Source organism: Aeromonas sp. XH (assembly GCF_033348475.1).
Classification (GTDB): Bacteria; Pseudomonadota; Gammaproteobacteria; order Enterobacterales; family Aeromonadaceae; genus Aeromonas; species Aeromonas sanarellii.
Window position 1 is genome coordinate 1,711,758 of sequence record NZ_CP137630.1, and the last position, 15,273, is coordinate 1,727,030.

The following is a 15,273-nucleotide window of genomic DNA, read 5'->3' on the forward strand; positions in this document are numbered from 1 at the left end:
GAGTGAAATCATTAATTGGCCGTTGATTGAAATGCCCCACCGAGTGACAGGCAAGCAACTGTTTTATATGCGTTTTCTTTTTGGCCAGTGTTTCCTGTTAATCTGTTCGAAAAATAAACGATAAAATGCTGGCCAATAAATTGATGGTGAGGTGGGTAAAGAGGCCGGGGTTGGGTGGCAATGGAGTCTTTATTTGCCAGAAGGGAGAGAGTAGGGGAACATGAACGAAGTAAATTGCACCAAGTATAAAAAGAGGCAAGAGGTGCAATGCGCTGCGCTTATTTCACCCAACGACACTAACAACAGTTCTCAATATGGGAGCATCATACAGTGCGTTTTTCATATCAGACTTGGTCGATTTTATCGATTGCCATTATATGCTACATCTGATTTATCTATGCCAATATCTCGTCTCATTGCATTTGTTAAACATAATGCCTTTGTTCTTATTAACTCCCAACTTGTTGTTTCTCCATCAAATACGATAGCCAACAATTGATCTATAAACGCATCATTAGCATCCATGACTTCTTGCGGTGCGATCATTGCAAGATAACCATATATTTTCAGTCTTTCTGTTTCAAATTTTTCTTTTTCTTCAGGAGATAATTCTCTTTTATGTTGCAATACAATCATCTCAACTTTGGCCAGCATTATTGCCACGAGATCAATCGTGGCCCTATAAATAACTAATTTATCACTATGTTCTCTTAGGTGAGTTTGTTTATAAATTTCCAAATCATTATTTAATTCTGCCAAATGTAGCTGGTTTTCTTTTTGTAGCTGGTTTTCTTTTTGTAGCTGGATTCTTAGACGCTCTAATTTTTGTTCATGATTGGCCCTTTCTGTCGCCATAAGACGTTCGGCCCATAGTTTACCCAAATAATTTGACAGGCCAAGAATAATTGCCCCACTGCCACCCAAAGATGCAATAATGGTTGCCCCAATTGATAAGTACTCATTCATATCAATAACCCCTGTATAATTAATAATGATCTCTATTGTTTACATTCAATACCTAAAGGGCACCATATATTTTTCATAAATTGTGCTCTTTTTTATATAGGAATGGCAAAGTGACGGCAAAGGTAATTGAATCATCTCCAAAAATTTTTTTACCATTGAAGCTGGCGACATAGCGTTTTAGAAACATATATGCTTCTTCATTATATGGATCACTATCATCCTGTTTGTGAGTTTTTAATAAATTTTCTGCGTACTCTACAGCGTCAAAAGTGTTCTTTTTACCAGTGGTTATTGATAAAAGATAGCCATTTATAATTTTATCCATGTAGTAATTAAGTTTGTTTACGACCGCTATTGTTCTTGCTTCACCTAACTTAGAGTTAACGGTTTTTAACTCACTCTCTTTTTCTTTTATCAATAAGCTAAGTTTAGATTCTTGAACGTTCAGCGAAGCAATCGATTTTTGATGCTCGATAATTTTACCATTTAAGTCTTTTATTTGGTTGGTTAATTCATTTTTTGTAGAGATAAGAGATTGGTTTTCAATTTTTGCTTGTTGTAACTCTTTTTCTTTCTCAAATACAGGATGAATAGTGCTGAAATATGCCCAGACACCAAAGCCTAAACTTAGGATTGTTGATATTTTAACCATATGTTCCAGAAAACCATCGTCCTGCTTATACAGTTTCACTGACTTCCTCCATATTTGTAATTTTTACGTTAAGGAATTGTTTGTCTGGTTGGAGGGTTTGTTTTGCCATCCTCACTTATTTCCTAAGTGTCAGAGTCCCATTTTGTTTTTTTAATCTGTCCTATTAATTTCCCATCTGCATGGTAACGCACTTCAACGAAGCGTTGCCAAGTGGCACATATTAACCGGAGGGATAGAAAACTGAAGGGGGCAGGGGCCTAAAACCGGCTCTGGCTCAACAAATCAGTCAATAAGTGGCCTTTTTTTGTTTAGTTTTACTTGATGATGACTTGCTTGCTCGATAGCAAAACTAAACAACTTGCCACCGCACCAAGCTGCTTTTGCGTGTGGCGCATCCTATTTTTGGCCCTTGGCATGGCTTTTCTCCCCGGATGTTGTCCCTCTGCTTGTCTGGTTTATGGTGCCCGATCCTTGCTTCAAACCCCATTGAACTGCTCCGTTACACGGCTGGGGTAGGGGCTTGTCAGCCGGTGTCGAGCTCGTCACTTTTGTTATGTAGATCAGGGGGACAGCCCCTTCGTCACTCTGGTCAGTTGCGGCAAATACCGCCTTTATCATCCAGATTATCCCTTTATTTTCATTGTCTTGTTATTTTTTGGTGGGCCATCTTCCGGTGTTGGTCTGATAAATGCCTTGTGGAGGCAGACCGTGTTGTCGCCTGCCAGATGGGGGAGGGCGGTCGGGCGTAACGAACCATTTAGGATCCCTCTCTATAAACAGCTTCGTGATTGCAGATCCCAGTCTCTGTATTGGGTGTCGTACCTGTGAGATGGCCTGCGCCGTTTCATGCCGGACCGGGCGTTGCGTCCAGAGTGGAGGCTGCCTTGAGTAGCCACTCGGTGAGGCACCGATCATTGGCGCTCGGGGCCGGCTCGGGTATAGTCCTGCGCCAACAAGATAGGTTCGGATGGAGGAGTCGGCGCCGCTGCAGGCAAGCGGGCCGAATCACTCCTTCGGCGCGGCTTTAAAGGATATCCCCATGAAATTCAGTCCCCTGCTCGATGAGATGATGAAGGCGCTGCAGGTCTTGCCGGGCGTGGGCCCGAAATCTGCCCAGCGCATGGCGTTTACCCTGCTGGAGCGCGAGCGCAGCGGCGGCTTGCGTCTCGCCTCCCTGCTAAATCGGGCGCTGACCGAAATAGGTCACTGCAGCCACTGCCGCACCTTTACCGAGAACGATCGCTGCGAGATCTGCGCCAATCCCAAGCGCGAGGAGAACGGCCTGCTCTGTGTGGTGGAGAGTCCGGCGGACGTGGCCGCCATCGAGCAGACCGGCCAGTTCTCCGGCCGCTACTTCGTGCTGATGGGCCACCTGTCGCCGCTCGACGGCATAGGCCCGGAGGAGCTGGGGCTGGAGATCCTGGAGCGGCGCCTCAAGGATGAGCACATCAAGGAGCTGATCCTCGCCACCAACCCCACCATAGAGGGGGATGCCACCGCCTGGTATATCGCCGACATGGCGCGGGCCGCCGGGGTCGAGGTGAGCCGCATCGCCCACGGGGTGCCGGTGGGCGGGGAGCTGGAGCTGGTGGATGGCACCACGCTTTCCCACTCCCTGATGGGGCGCCAGCGTCTCTAAACCGCTGTTCGGCGAACATATTTCGTACAAACAAGGGGTGGGCATGCAAGTTTGCATCTTCGCCCCTTGATATTTGAAAGGCCAACCCCATCTAGCTTGGGAATCTGTTCAACCCGACGTTTTGAGGATTGGTCGATGACCCAAAGTGTTCACGCCGAAACCCACGGCTTTCAGACTGAAGTCAAACAACTGCTGAGCCTGATGGCTCACAGCCTCTACTCCAACAAAGAAGTATTCCTGCGCGAGCTGATCTCCAACGCATCCGATGCGGCGGACAAGCTGCGCTTCAAGGCGCTTTCCGATGCCTCTTTGTTCGAAAACGACGGCCAGTTGCGCGTGCGCCTGGTGGTGGACAAAGAGAACAAGACGTTGACCATTTCGGACAACGGCATCGGCATGACCCGTGACCAGGTGATCGAGCACCTGGGCACCATAGCGAAATCCGGCACCGCCGAATTCTTCAAGCACCTCTCCGGTGATCAGGGCAAGGACTCCCAGCTGATCGGTCAGTTCGGGGTGGGCTTCTACTCCGCCTTCATCGTGGCTGACAAGGTGACCGTCATCTCCCGCGCCGCCGGCAGCGAGCCGGGTCAGGGCGTGCAGTGGGAATCCGAGGGGGAAGGCTCCTTCACCGTGGCCGACGTGACCAAAGAGGGCCGCGGCACCGACGTCATCCTGCACCTGCGCGCCGAGGAGGAGGAGTTCCTGGACGACTGGCGCCTGCGCTCCGTGGTCGCCAAGTATTCCGACCACATCAGCGTGCCGGTGGAGATGTATAAAGAGGGCACCCCGGATCGGGAAGAGGACGGTGAAACCATCGTTGGTACCCCGGGGGAGTGGGAGCAGGTCAACCGCGCCACCGCGCTCTGGACCCGCAACCCGAAGGACATCAAGGACGAGGAGTACCAGGAGTTCTACAAGCACGTCGCCCACGACTTCGAGGATCCGCTGCTGTGGGGTCACAACCGGGTGGAAGGGGCCCAGGAGTACACCAGCCTGCTCTACATCCCGGCCCGCGCGCCGTTCGATCTCTACAACCGCGAGCAGAAGCACGGCCTCAAGCTCTACGTGCAGCGCGTCTTCATCATGGATGACGCCGAGCAGTTCATGCCGACCTACCTGCGCTTCGTGAAAGGGGTGCTGGACTCCAACGATCTGCCGCTCAACGTCAGCCGCGAGATCCTGCAGGACAACAAGGTGACCGCTTCCCTGCGCAAGGCCTGCTCCAAGCGCGTGCTCACCATGCTGGCCAAGCTGGCCAAGGATGATGCCGAGAAGTACGCCAAGTTCTGGAGCGAGTTCGGCAATGTGCTCAAAGAAGGCCCGGCCGAGGATTACGCGAACCGCGAAGAGATTGCCAAGCTGCTGCGCTTCGCCAGCACCGCCGGCGAGGGCGAAGCCCAGACCGTCTCTCTCGAGGATTACGTTGGCCGCATGAAGGAAGGCCAGCAGAAGATCTACTACATCACCGCCGACTCCTATGCCGCGGCCAAGAACAGCCCGCACCTCGAGATCTTCCGCAAGAAGGGCGTCGAAGTGCTGCTGATGTGGGAGCGGGTGGACGAGTGGCTGATGAGCCACCTCACCGAGTTCGACGGCAAGCAGCTGGTCTCCGTCACCCGTGGCGAGCTGGACCTCGGCGATCTGGAAGACGAGGCCGCCAAACAGGCGCAGGAGGAGGCTGAAAAAGCCAACGCCGGCCTGGTGGAGCGGGTCAAGAAGAGCCTCGGGGATGCGGTGAAAGAGGTGCGCGTCACCCACCGCCTGACCGACTCTCCGTCCTGCATCGTCACCGACGCCTACGGCATGAGCACCCAGATGATCAAGCTGATGCGCGCCGCCGGCCAGCCGGTGCCGGAGCAGAAGTACATCCTGGAGCTCAACCCCGACCACGCTCTGGTGAAGAAGCTCGGCACCATCGAAGACGACAGCCTGTTTGGCGAGTGGGTCGCCCTCCTGCATGAACAGGCCCAGCTGGCGGAGCAGGGCGGGCTGAACGACCCGGCGAGCTTCGTCTCCCGCATCAACCGTCTGCTGCTGCAGGCGTGATCCCCTGACCCAAGGCCCACTGCATGCAGTGGGCTTTTTTTTGTGGCCGACGCCGCCCCTGTGTGCGGGAGGAGGCGGCCCAGGGATCGCTATTGCCCGCTTCGGGTGAGTGCTGCATTTTCAATCATTTTTCGGTGTTGTCGTCTGCGTCTTTGGTCGCAGAGACGGGGCGGGAAAGTGGTGATAATCTGGCCACTCACACGGGGCGAGCTTGTTAATACGGGCGAAAACGTGTAGTTTTTTGCCTTCTCAAGAATTGAATAACCAATCAACTAGGAGCGTGTATGCGCATTGTTCTGTTGGGAGCTCCGGGCGCCGGCAAGGGTACCCAGGCTCAGTTCATCATGGAAAAACACGGTATTCCGCAGATCTCCACCGGCGACATGCTGCGTGCGGCGATCAAGGCGGGCACCGAGCTGGGCCTCAAGGCCAAGGCCGTGATGGACGCAGGTCAGCTCGTCTCCGACGACATCATCATCGGCCTGGTCAAAGAACGCATCGCGCAACCGGATTGCGCCAACGGCTTCCTGCTGGACGGCTTCCCCCGCACCATTCCCCAGGCGCAAGCCATGAAGGATGCCGGCGTGGCGGTGGACTTCGTGCTGGAGTTCGACGTGCCTGACGAAGAGATCGTCAAGCGCATGAGCGGCCGCCGCGTGCACTCCGGCTCCGGCCGTACCTACCACGTGGTGTTCAACCCGCCGAAGGTGGAAGGCAAGGATGACGTGACCGGCGAGGATCTGGTGATCCGTGCCGACGACGAAGAGACCACGGTGCGCAAGCGTCTGGATGTCTACCATCAGCAGACCGCACCGCTCATCGGCTTCTACGGCAAGGAAGCGGAAGCGGGCAACACCCGTTACGTCAAGATCGACGGCACCCAGCCGGTGGAACTGGTCAGCAAGCAGCTGGCGACCATCCTGGGCTAAGCCCGCCATTGCCATCGTCCCCAAGGGGCCAGCGGCAATGCGCCATTGAGACAAGGGCCCGGCATGGGCCCTTTCTTGCATTCAGACATCGCAACAGAAAGACAGGAAGCAAACGTGACCACGAAAACCGGGATCTTGCTGGTCAATCTGGGTACCCCAGCCGCGCCGACCACGGCCGCCGTCAAGGCGTTTCTCAGCCAGTTTCTGCACGATCAGCGGGTCGTCGACCTGCCGCGCTACCTCTGGTGCCCCCTGCTCCACTTCATCATATTGCCGACGCGCTCGCCCAAGGTGGCCAGGCTCTATCGGCAGGTGTGGACAGAGCAGGGCTCGCCCCTGATGGTCATCAGCCAGCAGCAGCGCGCGGCCCTGGAGCAGGAGCTCAAGCGGGAAGGGGTCGAGGTGCCGGTGGCGCTGGCCATGACCTATGGCTCCCCCTCCCTGGACGAGGGCTGGCAGGCCCTCAAGGCCCAGGGGGTCAACCGGGTGATCCTGTTGCCGCTCTATCCCCAGTATTCGGTCAGCACCACAGCCTCTGTGTTCGATGCCTGGGCCAGGGCGATGAAGCAGGAGCGCAACCTGCCGGTGGTGCGGCTCATCCGCGATTACCACGCCCACCCGGAGTACATCCAGGCCCTGGCCATGAGTGTACGTCGCCACTGGGAGCAGCACGGCCAGGGGGAGCATCTGCTGATGTCCTTCCACGGCATTCCCGAGCGCTACGAGCGGGAGGGGGATCCCTATGGCCAGCAGTGCAGGCGCACCGCCGCCCTGCTGGCGGAGGCCCTCGGGCTCGCCCCCGAGCAGTGGACCGCGAGCTTCCAGTCCCGCTTCGGCAAGGAGGAGTGGCTCAAGCCCTACACGGACCAGACAGTGGCGGGATTGCCCGCCCGCGGCGTCAAGCGGCTCGACGTCATCTGCCCGGCTTTTTCGGCGGATTGCCTCGAGACCCTGGAGGAGATCCAGGTGCAGAACCGGGAGATCTTCATGGACGCCGGTGGCGAGCAGTTTGAATACATCCCGGCCCTCAACAGCGATCAGGCCCATATCCGCATGATGGTGTCGCTGATCTGCCGCGAGCTGGCGTGATGATTGTCTGCATCCGGCCGCGTTCAGGACGGCGGATGCCCGGGTTTCACGATAAAGGAGTGTCTTGATGATGCATATCACGCTGATCTACGCCGGCCTGCTCGGGCTCTTGTTCCTGCTGCTCTCGTTCTGGGTGGTCAAGCGCCGCGCCCAGTTCAAGGTGATGATAGGGGAAGGGGAGGCACCCGAGATGCTCGCCGCCATCCGCGCCCACGGCAACTTTGCCGAGTACGTGCCCCTCACCCTGCTGCTGATGGCCCTGTGCGAGCTGGCGGGCGTCGGGGCCTTCTGGCTGCACCTCGGCGGTGTCTTGCTGCTGGTGGGGCGCATCCTGCACGCCATCGGCATCCAGATCCCCAGGGCCCCCAACAAGCCGCGCCTCTTCGGCACCCTCTTCTCCTGGCTGTCGCTGGGTATCTTCTCGGTGCTGGCCCTGGTGCAGGGACTCTCGCAAAGCTGAATGTCACCCCGCAAAACCACCCCGTCACGGGGTGGTTTTTTTGAGGGCGAAAGATCAAACGTTTGCCCCGCAACCCCTTGTCTATACTGACCTCAAAATTCAATCGTGCGACTTTTCGGCGTGGTGGATTGTGTTAAAATCCCGCCCCTCTTTTCCCCAGAGCACAGAACATCGCCATGAAATTTCCCGGTCAGCGCAAGTCCAAACACTACTTCCCGGTCGACAGACGGGATCCCCTGATCCCGCAGAGCTCCCAGCTCACCGAACTGGGCAAGGCCTATGTGGTGGGCATCGATCAGACTCTGGTGGACATCGAAGCCCATGTGGACGAGGACTTCCTGAACCGGTACGGCCTGAGCAAGGGTCACTCCATGCTCATCTCCGACGAGGTGGCCGAACAGGTCTACAACGAGCTCAAGGCCAACAACATGGTGGTGAGCGAGTTTGCCGGCGGCACCATAGGCAACACCATGCACAACTACTCCGTGCTGGCGGATTCCCACTCCATCCTGCTCGGGGTCATGAGCCAGGACATCCGCATCGGCAGCTACGCCTACCGCTATCTGTGCAACACCTCGTCCCGGGTCAACCTGGACTACCTGCAGCCGGTGGACGGCCCGGTCGGCCGCTGCTTCACCTTCATCACCGAAGGGGGGGAGCGCAGCTTTGGCATCAACGCCGGCAAGATGGACCATCTGGACGTGGACCACATCCCCGAGTCCATCATCAAGGAGGCCTCGGCCCTGGTGATCACCGCCTACCTGGTGCGCGGTGCCGACGGTACCCCCATGAAGGAGGCCGCCATGGCCGCCGTGCGCTATGCCCGCGAGGCCGGCGTGCCCGTGGTGCTGACCCTGGGCACCCGCTTCGTCATCGACGAGAATCCCCAGTGGTGGCGCGACTTCATCAGCGAGAACGTGACCGTGCTCGCCATGAACGAGGATGAGGCGGAGGCCCTGACCGGGATAAAGGATCCGCTCGGCGCGGCCGACAAGGCGCTGGACTGGGCGGACATGGTGCTCTGCACCGCCGGCCCCATCGGCCTCTACATGGCGAGCTACACCGACGAGGACTACAAGCGCGAGACCACCCACACCCTGCTGCCCGGCGTCATCCCCGAGTTCAACATGTACGAGTTCAGCCGCCCCATGGCCCGGGACAAGTGCCGCAAGCCGGCGCGGATCTACTCCCATATCTCCCCCTACATGGGCGGCCCGGAGAAGATCAAGAACACCAACGGCGCCGGTGACGGGGCGCTCTCCGCGGTGCTGCACGACATGGTGGCCAACGCCTACCACCGCATGAACGTGCCGAACTCCGCCAAGCACCTCTCCGAGTTCCTCACCTACTCCTCCCTGGCTCAGGTGTGCAAGTACGCCAACCGGGTCAGCTACGAGGTGCTGGCCCAGAGCAGCCCGCGCCTCTCCCGGGGCCTGCCCGAGAAGGAAGACAGCCTGGAAGAGGTGTACTGGGAGCGCTGATGGCGCCGGCCGGTCATGAATCCAAAGGGTGCCATCAGGCACCCTTTCTTATTTTTGGGCTGGATCATGTTTTTGGCATCGCTTTTGCGTGCATCGTGGACAGTCCGCGCCCCGGCGACATACCTTGTGTTAACGACATGTAGCGGATGCGGGGTGAGGGTATGTTGAGACAATGGAGTATCGGGCGGCGCCTGTCGCTGGTGACCCTGATGGTACTGGCGCTGCTGGGACTGCTGCTGTTCTTCTCCCTGCAGGTCTATCACCAGGGGTTGATGGGGGAGAAGAGCCGCCAGACCCGGGCCCAGGTCGAGACCGCCTACAGCCTGGTGGCGGGACTGGAGGCCAGAGTGCGCAAGGGGGAGCTGGACGAGGCGAGCGCCAAGGCCGAGGCGCTGGCGCTGCTCAGGGGGCTGCGCTATGGCGAGGAGGACTACTTCTGGATCAACGACAGCCACCCCACCATGGTGATGCACCCCATGAAGCCCGAGCTGGACGGCAAGGATCTCTCCGGAGTGGAGGACAAGCAGGGGCTCAGGCTGTTCGTCGCCTTCGCCGATCTGGCGAGGGCGCAGGGGGCGGGGGAGGTCGCCTACTACTGGCCCAAGCCCGGGGTGGACGAGCCGGTGCGCAAGATCTCCTACATCAAGCGCTTCGCCCCCTGGGACTGGATCATCGGCACCGGCGTCTATGTGGACGACGTCGAGGCCCAGTACCAGGAGGTGCTACGCACCCTGCTCGGCATAGGGCTGGTGCTGGCCGTTCTGCTGTTTGCCGTGGTCGGCCTCATCGTGCGCAGCATCGTCGTGCCGCTCTCCCAGTCGGTGTCGGCCCTTGGCAACATCGCCAGGGGGGAGGGGGACCTGAGGTTTCGCCTGCCTGAGTCGGGGCGGGACGAGCTGAGCCAGCTCAGCGTCAACTTCAACCTCTTCGCCGGCCAGATGGCGCAACTGGTGGCACGCAGCCAGCAGATCGCGAGCCAGAACCGGGAGCAGGCCCATCAACTGGAGCGGATTGTCGATCGCACCGGCGCCATCGTCACCGGTCAGGAGCAGGATACCCTGAGGGTGGCCAGCGCCATGGAACAGATGACGGTGAGCAGCCGCGAGGTGGGCCAGCACGCGGCCCAGGCAGCCGATGCGGCGGACTCGGCGCTCAATCTGGCCCAGCATGGCCGCCAGGTGGTGGCCCAGACCCGGGAGACCATCCGCCAGCTGGCGGACGAGATGGTGGAGACGGTGCAGGCGGTGAGCCGGCTGGAGCAGGAGACCCAGCAGATTGGCTCCGTGCTCGACGTGATCCGCGGGGTGGCGGAGCAGACCAACCTGCTGGCCCTCAACGCCGCCATCGAGGCCGCCCGGGCCGGCGAACAGGGGCGCGGTTTTGCCGTGGTCGCCGACGAGGTGCGCACCCTGGCGACCCGCACCCACAGCTCCACCGACGAGATCCGGCAGATGATACAGCGGCTGCAGGAGGGGGCGGGCAAGGTGGTCGGCGGGATCACCCAGTTGCAGCAGCTCTCCCGCTCGACCGCCGACCGGGCCGGTGATGCGGACGCCGCCATCCATGCCATCGATGGATCCGTGCACACCATCACCGCCATGAATGGACAGATCGCCACGGCGGCGGCCGAGCAGAGCCGGGCGGCGGAGGAGATCAACCAGCGGCTGGTGGCCATCACCCAGCTGGCGGCGGATGCCCTGGCCCAGAACCGCCTGACCGAGCAGGCGTCCGGGCAACTGGCGCTCGCCTGCGACGAATTGAGCGCCCTGGTGGCGCAATATCGCATCTGACGGCGTTTATCCCTGTCTTTTTGGGGATAAGGCTTGAGTCTGGGGGGCTTTTGGGACACCATCAGCCCCATTCTCGGCCAGCCCTGGCCGACTGCCTGCCATTGCTTTGCAAGAGAGAGACCCCATGAGCAAACTAACTGACAATCTTGACGCCAATTTCCAGCTGTTCATCGAAGAAGTCCGCGAGTCGGGTCAGGTGTGGGGTCTGCGCTACGGTGAAGACTGGGTGGTGTGCCGCTCCGCCGAGTTCGAGGACGCCGACGTTATGCCGCTCTGGTCCGCGGAGGCCGATGCCCGTCTGCACTGCGTGGACGAGTGGGCGGATTACGAGCCCGAGGTGATCGAGCTGGAAGAGTTTCTCGACATCTGGATCAACGATCTGGACGAGGACGACGTGCTGGTCGGCCCGAACTGGAACGCCGATCTGGAAGGCCAGGAGCTCGAGCCCATCGAGCTGGCCAAGGCGCTGGTCGAGCTGGACGCCTGAGTCCGCCCCGGCGACAGCCCTGTCCATCCCCAGAAACCGGTTCCCGCGAGGGACCGGTTTTTTTATGCTGGGCCCTGAACCCGGCTGAAAAGGCGTTTTGGCTTTGCACCCGCTCCCCCGATGGGTCATCATGATCCCTTTGCCGATCGGGAGATGACATGTTTGTCTTTGACGTGACCACACGAGCGGGGGCGCAGGCGCAGATCCGGGTGCAGGCGCTGGACTGGGGCCAGAGCGGCCCGGTGAGCTTCCAGTGCGACAACGACGAGCTGGCCCTGGTGCTGCTGACCGGCTGTCGCTGCGATGCGGTGGGTTACTTCAACCTGCTGGGGGGCTGCAAGCCGCTTTATGTGGAGCAGTGGCTCGCCTACCTGCAGGAGCGCGGCCATCTGGACAAGCAGAGCTGCCGGCTGGAGAGCCCCTCCCAGGACGATTACCTGGCCCGGGCCGGACTCGCGGACGACGAACTCAATGCTCTGCTCGGCCAAGTCTACAAGGTGGCCGGGTTCAACCGTCTGCAGATCAACCGTTACCTCAAGCATCGCCACAACCCGACCATGCTGGCGACTCGTTACGACCAGAAAGAGCTGGAGCGCTATCGCCAGCTCAACGACATCATTCTGACCCTGTTGAAGCTGAAACGCTCTCCGTGAAGATCCCCTGCTGACCCATCTCCGGCCCCAGCTCCTGGGGTCGGGCGATCAGATAGCCCTGCAGGCCGTCCACGTACATGCTCTGCAGCATCTGCTTCTGTCCTATCTGCTCCACCCCCTCCGCAATCACCAGGCAACCCATGCGATGGGAGACGTCGACTATCATCCGCACGAACTGCTGGTTGGTGAGATCCTGCTCCAGCTCGGTGATGAGGCCGGGATCCAGCTTGATGTAGTCGGGCTTGAGCTCGCGAAACAGGCTGAAGGAGCCGATCCCCTTGCCGAAGTTGCAGATGGCCGAGCGGCTGCCGTGGCGCCTGAGCAGCTCGAACAGCCGCTTGGCCCCCGTCAGGTTGCGCTCCAGGTGCTCCTCGTCGAGCTCGAACACCAGGTTGGCCCCGATATCGGGATCCTTTTGCAGCTGATGGTCGAGCCAGATCAGGAAGGCGCTGTTTTGCAGCAGGCTACCCGGCAGGTTGAGGCCCCAGCGGCTGCTGTGGTTGCCGAACGCCCTGTACTGGCGGATGACGTGGCGGATCACCATCTGGGCCAGGCGCAGCACCATGTCCAGTCGCTGTGCCATGGCGAGCAGGGTGTCGCTTGGCAGCACGGTGCCGTCGCTGCTGCAAAAACGGGGGTAGATCTCGTGATAGGCCAGCATGCCGCGATGCAGGGGCTGGATGGACTGGCTGGTGAAGCTGACGCTCTCCTGCTCCAGCAGCTCGGTCAATACCTGGGTCCAGTGGCGTTGCCCCTGAATTTCGACCACCTCGTCGCTCTGCTGGATGGCCCAGCCGTTGACTGCCTCCGTCTGGGCCCGCGCCAGCGCCAGATCCGCCCTGGCCAGGATGGCCTCTATCTTCTGCTCGCTGCTGAGCCGGGTCATGCCCGAGTAGGCGGCGCTCTCCAGCTCATGGTCGTGCTGATAGCGATCGAAGGCGAGTTTCAGATCCCGTCCCAGCAGGTGCGGGGGGATCTGGGCCAGGGGCGGCATCAGGACCGCAAAGTCGGCGCCCGAGATGCGATAGACCTGGTGGCCGGGGAAGCGGCTCACCGTGTGGCTGATGAGGGCGGCGATGTCCCGGATGTAGGCATCGCCGGACTGGAAACCGCGCTGGGCGTTGAGCTTGCCGAGCTCGGTGGCGCGGATCAGCACCAGGATGGCGGTCTGGGTGTTCTCCTGCTGCAACAGCTCGGTCAGATCGCGCCTGAAGGCATGGCGGTTGTGCAGGCCCGTCATCTCGTCCCGGGTCGCCTGGTTGTGCAGCTCGGTGATCTGGCGATGGGCGTCGAGTTCGGCCTCATTGAAGGAGGCGAGCAACTGGCGCAGTGCCGTCTGTGCCTCTACGCTGTCCAGCATGGCGGGGTCGCGCTGCTGCAGCGCCTGCAGCCAGCGCTGCTCCTGCCTCGCCCGTTCCCCCCGACGCACGCTGTGGGTGAGAAAGAGCAGCAGGGCAAAGCCCGTCAGGGTGGTCGTCATGACCAGCAGCAGGGTGAGCGGCGAGGCGGGGGGAGCGAGCAGGATCCCCTGCAGCAGCAGCATGGGAATGCAGACCAGCGCGCTGACCAGCAGCAGGTTCCCCTCATCTTTGTTCAACATCGTTCCATCCTTGATGATGTTCGTGATGTAGAAATTCTAACCAAGTCGCAGGCGCAATACATGAGTACTCACGCAACTCCATGATAAAGCGCCGGCGGAATGCAACTAAATGTGAGTGAAAACACTTTCACAGTCTGTAAAAAAGGCGAAGATGGGTTGAAAACAGCCCCAACAGAGCAGAGGTAGATATGTTGCTAGAACCCGTAGACACAGCCAAAGCACGGCAACTATTGAATCAGAGTATGGCCTTGGTGCTCGCAGGGGGACGGGGCAGCCGCCTGAAGCAGTTGACCGACAACCGCGCCAAGCCCGCCGTCCATTTTGGCGGCAAATTCCGCATCATCGACTTCGTGCTCTCCAACTGCATCAACTCCGGCATCCGCCGGGTGGGTGTGGTGACCCAGTACAAGTCCCACAGCCTGCTGCGCCACCTGCAATCGGGGTGGTCCTTCCTGCGCTACCAGATGAACGAGTTCATCGATCTGCTGCCCGCCCAGCAACGGGTGGACGAGGTGCACTGGTATCGCGGCACCGCGGACGCCATCTACCAGAACGTGGACATCATCCGCGACTACGGCCCCAAATACATAGTGGTGCTGGCGGGTGACCATATCTACAAGATGGACTATGCCGCCATGCTGCTCGATCACGTGCGCCTCGGTGCCAAGGTGACGGTGGCCTGCATCGAGGTGCCGCGCGCGGAGGCGTCCGCCTTTGGGGTGATGGACATCGACGAGCAGCGCAAGATCCGCGCCTTCGTGGAGAAACCCGCCAACCCGCCCGCCATGCCGGGGAATGACCAGGTCTCCCTGGCCTCTATGGGGATCTACATCTTCGATGCGGAGTACCTCTATCAGCTGCTGGAGGAGGACATCCACAACCAGGAGTCCAAGCATGACTTCGGCATGGATGTGATCCCGCGCATCGTGGGGGAGGGCAAGGCGTTTGCCCACCCGTTCACCATGTCCTGCGTCGGGGCCAGGGAGGGACAAAAACCCTACTGGCGCGACGTGGGCACCCTGGACTCCTTCTGGGAGGCGAACATGGATCTCGCCTCCGTGGTGCCCGAGCTCGACATCTATGACGAAAACTGGCCCATCTGGACCAGCCAGAACATGTCACCGCCCGCCAAGTTCGTGCAGGACAGAAACGGCCAGCATGGCATGACCATCAACTCCATGTTTGCGGGGGGATCCATCGTCAGCGGCTCCTTCGTGCTCAACTCGGTGCTCTTCAGCAATGTGCGGGTGCACTCCTTCTGCACCCTGGATCAGGCGGTGATCTTCCCCGGGGTCGAGATCGGGGCCGGCTGCCGGTTGCGCCGGGTGGTGGTGGACAAGGGCTGCAAGCTGCCCGACGGCCTGGTGGTGGGGGAGAATGCGGACGAGGATGTCCGCCGCTTCTACCGCTCCGAGCAGGGTATCGTGCTGGTGACCAAGGAGATGCTGGCCAAACTGGGGTGACGCCATTGCCAGACG

At 59.6% G+C, this 15,273-nt stretch carries 13 protein-coding genes and 1 pseudogene; 11 read left to right on the forward strand and 3 right to left on the reverse strand.

Going from position 1 to position 15,273, the window contains the following annotated elements; genetic code table 11:
* Nucleotides 1-360: 360 nt before the first annotated feature.
* Nucleotides 361-966 carry a hypothetical protein gene (locus R2B70_RS08070; RefSeq protein WP_318163094.1) on the reverse strand — a complete coding sequence of 202 codons (606 nt, stop codon included), beginning with the start codon at nt 964-966 and terminating at the stop codon, nt 361-363.
* 73 nt (nt 967-1,039) lie between these two features.
* Complete coding sequence (locus R2B70_RS08075; RefSeq protein WP_318163095.1) at nt 1,040-1,657, reverse strand: hypothetical protein; 618 nt, start codon at nt 1,655-1,657, stop codon at nt 1,040-1,042.
* Between the two features lie 733 nt (nt 1,658-2,390).
* On the opposite strand from R2B70_RS08075, the pseudogene R2B70_RS08080 reads away from it, so the two are divergent.
* The 10 genes and pseudogenes from R2B70_RS08080 to R2B70_RS08125 all read left to right on the forward strand — a co-directional run.
* A pseudogene (locus tag R2B70_RS08080) lies at nt 2,391-2,483 on the forward strand (4Fe-4S binding protein); the annotation flags it as partial.
* Between the two features lie 174 nt (nt 2,484-2,657).
* Complete coding sequence (gene recR, locus R2B70_RS08085) at nt 2,658-3,257, forward strand: recombination mediator RecR (RefSeq protein ID WP_318163096.1); 600 nt, start codon at nt 2,658-2,660, stop codon at nt 3,255-3,257.
* Nucleotides 3,258-3,392: 135 nt separating this feature from the next.
* On the forward strand, nt 3,393-5,306 hold the full coding sequence (gene htpG, locus R2B70_RS08090; RefSeq protein WP_219144052.1) for a molecular chaperone HtpG: 1,914 nt from the start codon (nt 3,393-3,395) through the stop codon (nt 5,304-5,306).
* 284 nt (nt 5,307-5,590) lie between these two features.
* Nucleotides 5,591-6,235 carry an adenylate kinase gene (gene adk, locus R2B70_RS08095; RefSeq protein ID WP_005301834.1) on the forward strand — a complete coding sequence of 215 codons (645 nt, stop codon included), beginning with the start codon at nt 5,591-5,593 and terminating at the stop codon, nt 6,233-6,235.
* A 114-nt stretch (nt 6,236-6,349) separates the two neighbouring features.
* On the forward strand, nt 6,350-7,324 hold the full coding sequence (gene hemH, locus R2B70_RS08100; RefSeq protein WP_216990065.1) for a ferrochelatase: 975 nt from the start codon (nt 6,350-6,352) through the stop codon (nt 7,322-7,324).
* Between the two features lie 67 nt (nt 7,325-7,391).
* Nucleotides 7,392-7,784 carry an MAPEG family protein gene (locus R2B70_RS08105; protein ID WP_318163097.1) on the forward strand — a complete coding sequence of 131 codons (393 nt, stop codon included), beginning with the start codon at nt 7,392-7,394 and terminating at the stop codon, nt 7,782-7,784.
* Nucleotides 7,785-7,960: 176 nt separating this feature from the next.
* Nucleotides 7,961-9,265 carry an inosine/guanosine kinase gene (locus R2B70_RS08110; RefSeq protein WP_042075314.1) on the forward strand — a complete coding sequence of 435 codons (1,305 nt, stop codon included), beginning with the start codon at nt 7,961-7,963 and terminating at the stop codon, nt 9,263-9,265.
* A gap of 161 nt (nt 9,266-9,426) precedes the next feature.
* Entirely contained in the window at nt 9,427-11,055 is a 1,629-nt protein-coding gene (locus R2B70_RS08115) for a methyl-accepting chemotaxis protein (RefSeq protein ID WP_318163098.1), read from the forward strand.
* A 124-nt stretch (nt 11,056-11,179) separates the two neighbouring features.
* Nucleotides 11,180-11,542, forward strand: a complete 363-nt coding sequence (locus R2B70_RS08120) for a DUF2750 domain-containing protein (RefSeq protein WP_042075319.1) — start codon at nt 11,180-11,182, stop codon at nt 11,540-11,542.
* 158 nt (nt 11,543-11,700) lie between these two features.
* Nucleotides 11,701-12,195, forward strand: a complete 495-nt coding sequence (locus R2B70_RS08125) for a hypothetical protein (RefSeq protein WP_209791891.1) — start codon at nt 11,701-11,703, stop codon at nt 12,193-12,195.
* On the opposite strand, the gene R2B70_RS08130 is transcribed toward R2B70_RS08125, so the two are convergent.
* Complete coding sequence (locus tag R2B70_RS08130) at nt 12,158-13,795, reverse strand: EAL domain-containing protein (protein ID WP_209791900.1); 1,638 nt, start codon at nt 13,793-13,795, stop codon at nt 12,158-12,160. The genes R2B70_RS08125 and R2B70_RS08130 overlap by 38 nt on opposite strands.
* A gap of 188 nt (nt 13,796-13,983) precedes the next feature.
* Between R2B70_RS08130 and glgC the strand changes: the two genes are divergently transcribed.
* A complete protein-coding gene (gene glgC, locus R2B70_RS08135; protein ID WP_042075322.1) occupies nt 13,984-15,258 on the forward strand; it encodes a glucose-1-phosphate adenylyltransferase in 1,275 nt (424 codons plus the stop codon).
* Nucleotides 15,259-15,273 lie beyond the last annotated feature (15 nt).

Coding starts and splice junctions, on each gene's coding strand:
- R2B70_RS08070 (WP_318163094.1), bottom strand. CDS start 966: ATGAATGAGTACTTATCAATTGGGGCAACCATTATTGCATCTTTGGGT.
- R2B70_RS08130 (WP_209791900.1), bottom strand. CDS start 13,795: ATGTTGAACAAAGATGAGGGGAACCTGCTGCTGGTCAGCGCGCTGGTC.
- R2B70_RS08110 (WP_042075314.1), top strand. CDS start 7,961: ATGAAATTTCCCGGTCAGCGCAAGTCCAAACACTACTTCCCGGTCGAC.
- R2B70_RS08125 (WP_209791891.1), top strand. CDS start 11,701: ATGTTTGTCTTTGACGTGACCACACGAGCGGGGGCGCAGGCGCAGATC.
- R2B70_RS08105 (WP_318163097.1), top strand. CDS start 7,392: ATGATGCATATCACGCTGATCTACGCCGGCCTGCTCGGGCTCTTGTTC.
- R2B70_RS08120 (WP_042075319.1), top strand. CDS start 11,180: ATGAGCAAACTAACTGACAATCTTGACGCCAATTTCCAGCTGTTCATC.
- R2B70_RS08115 (WP_318163098.1), top strand. CDS start 9,427: ATGTTGAGACAATGGAGTATCGGGCGGCGCCTGTCGCTGGTGACCCTG.
- recR (WP_318163096.1), top strand. CDS start 2,658: ATGAAATTCAGTCCCCTGCTCGATGAGATGATGAAGGCGCTGCAGGTC.
- adk (WP_005301834.1), top strand. CDS start 5,591: ATGCGCATTGTTCTGTTGGGAGCTCCGGGCGCCGGCAAGGGTACCCAG.
- glgC (WP_042075322.1), top strand. CDS start 13,984: ATGTTGCTAGAACCCGTAGACACAGCCAAAGCACGGCAACTATTGAAT.
- htpG (WP_219144052.1), top strand. CDS start 3,393: ATGACCCAAAGTGTTCACGCCGAAACCCACGGCTTTCAGACTGAAGTC.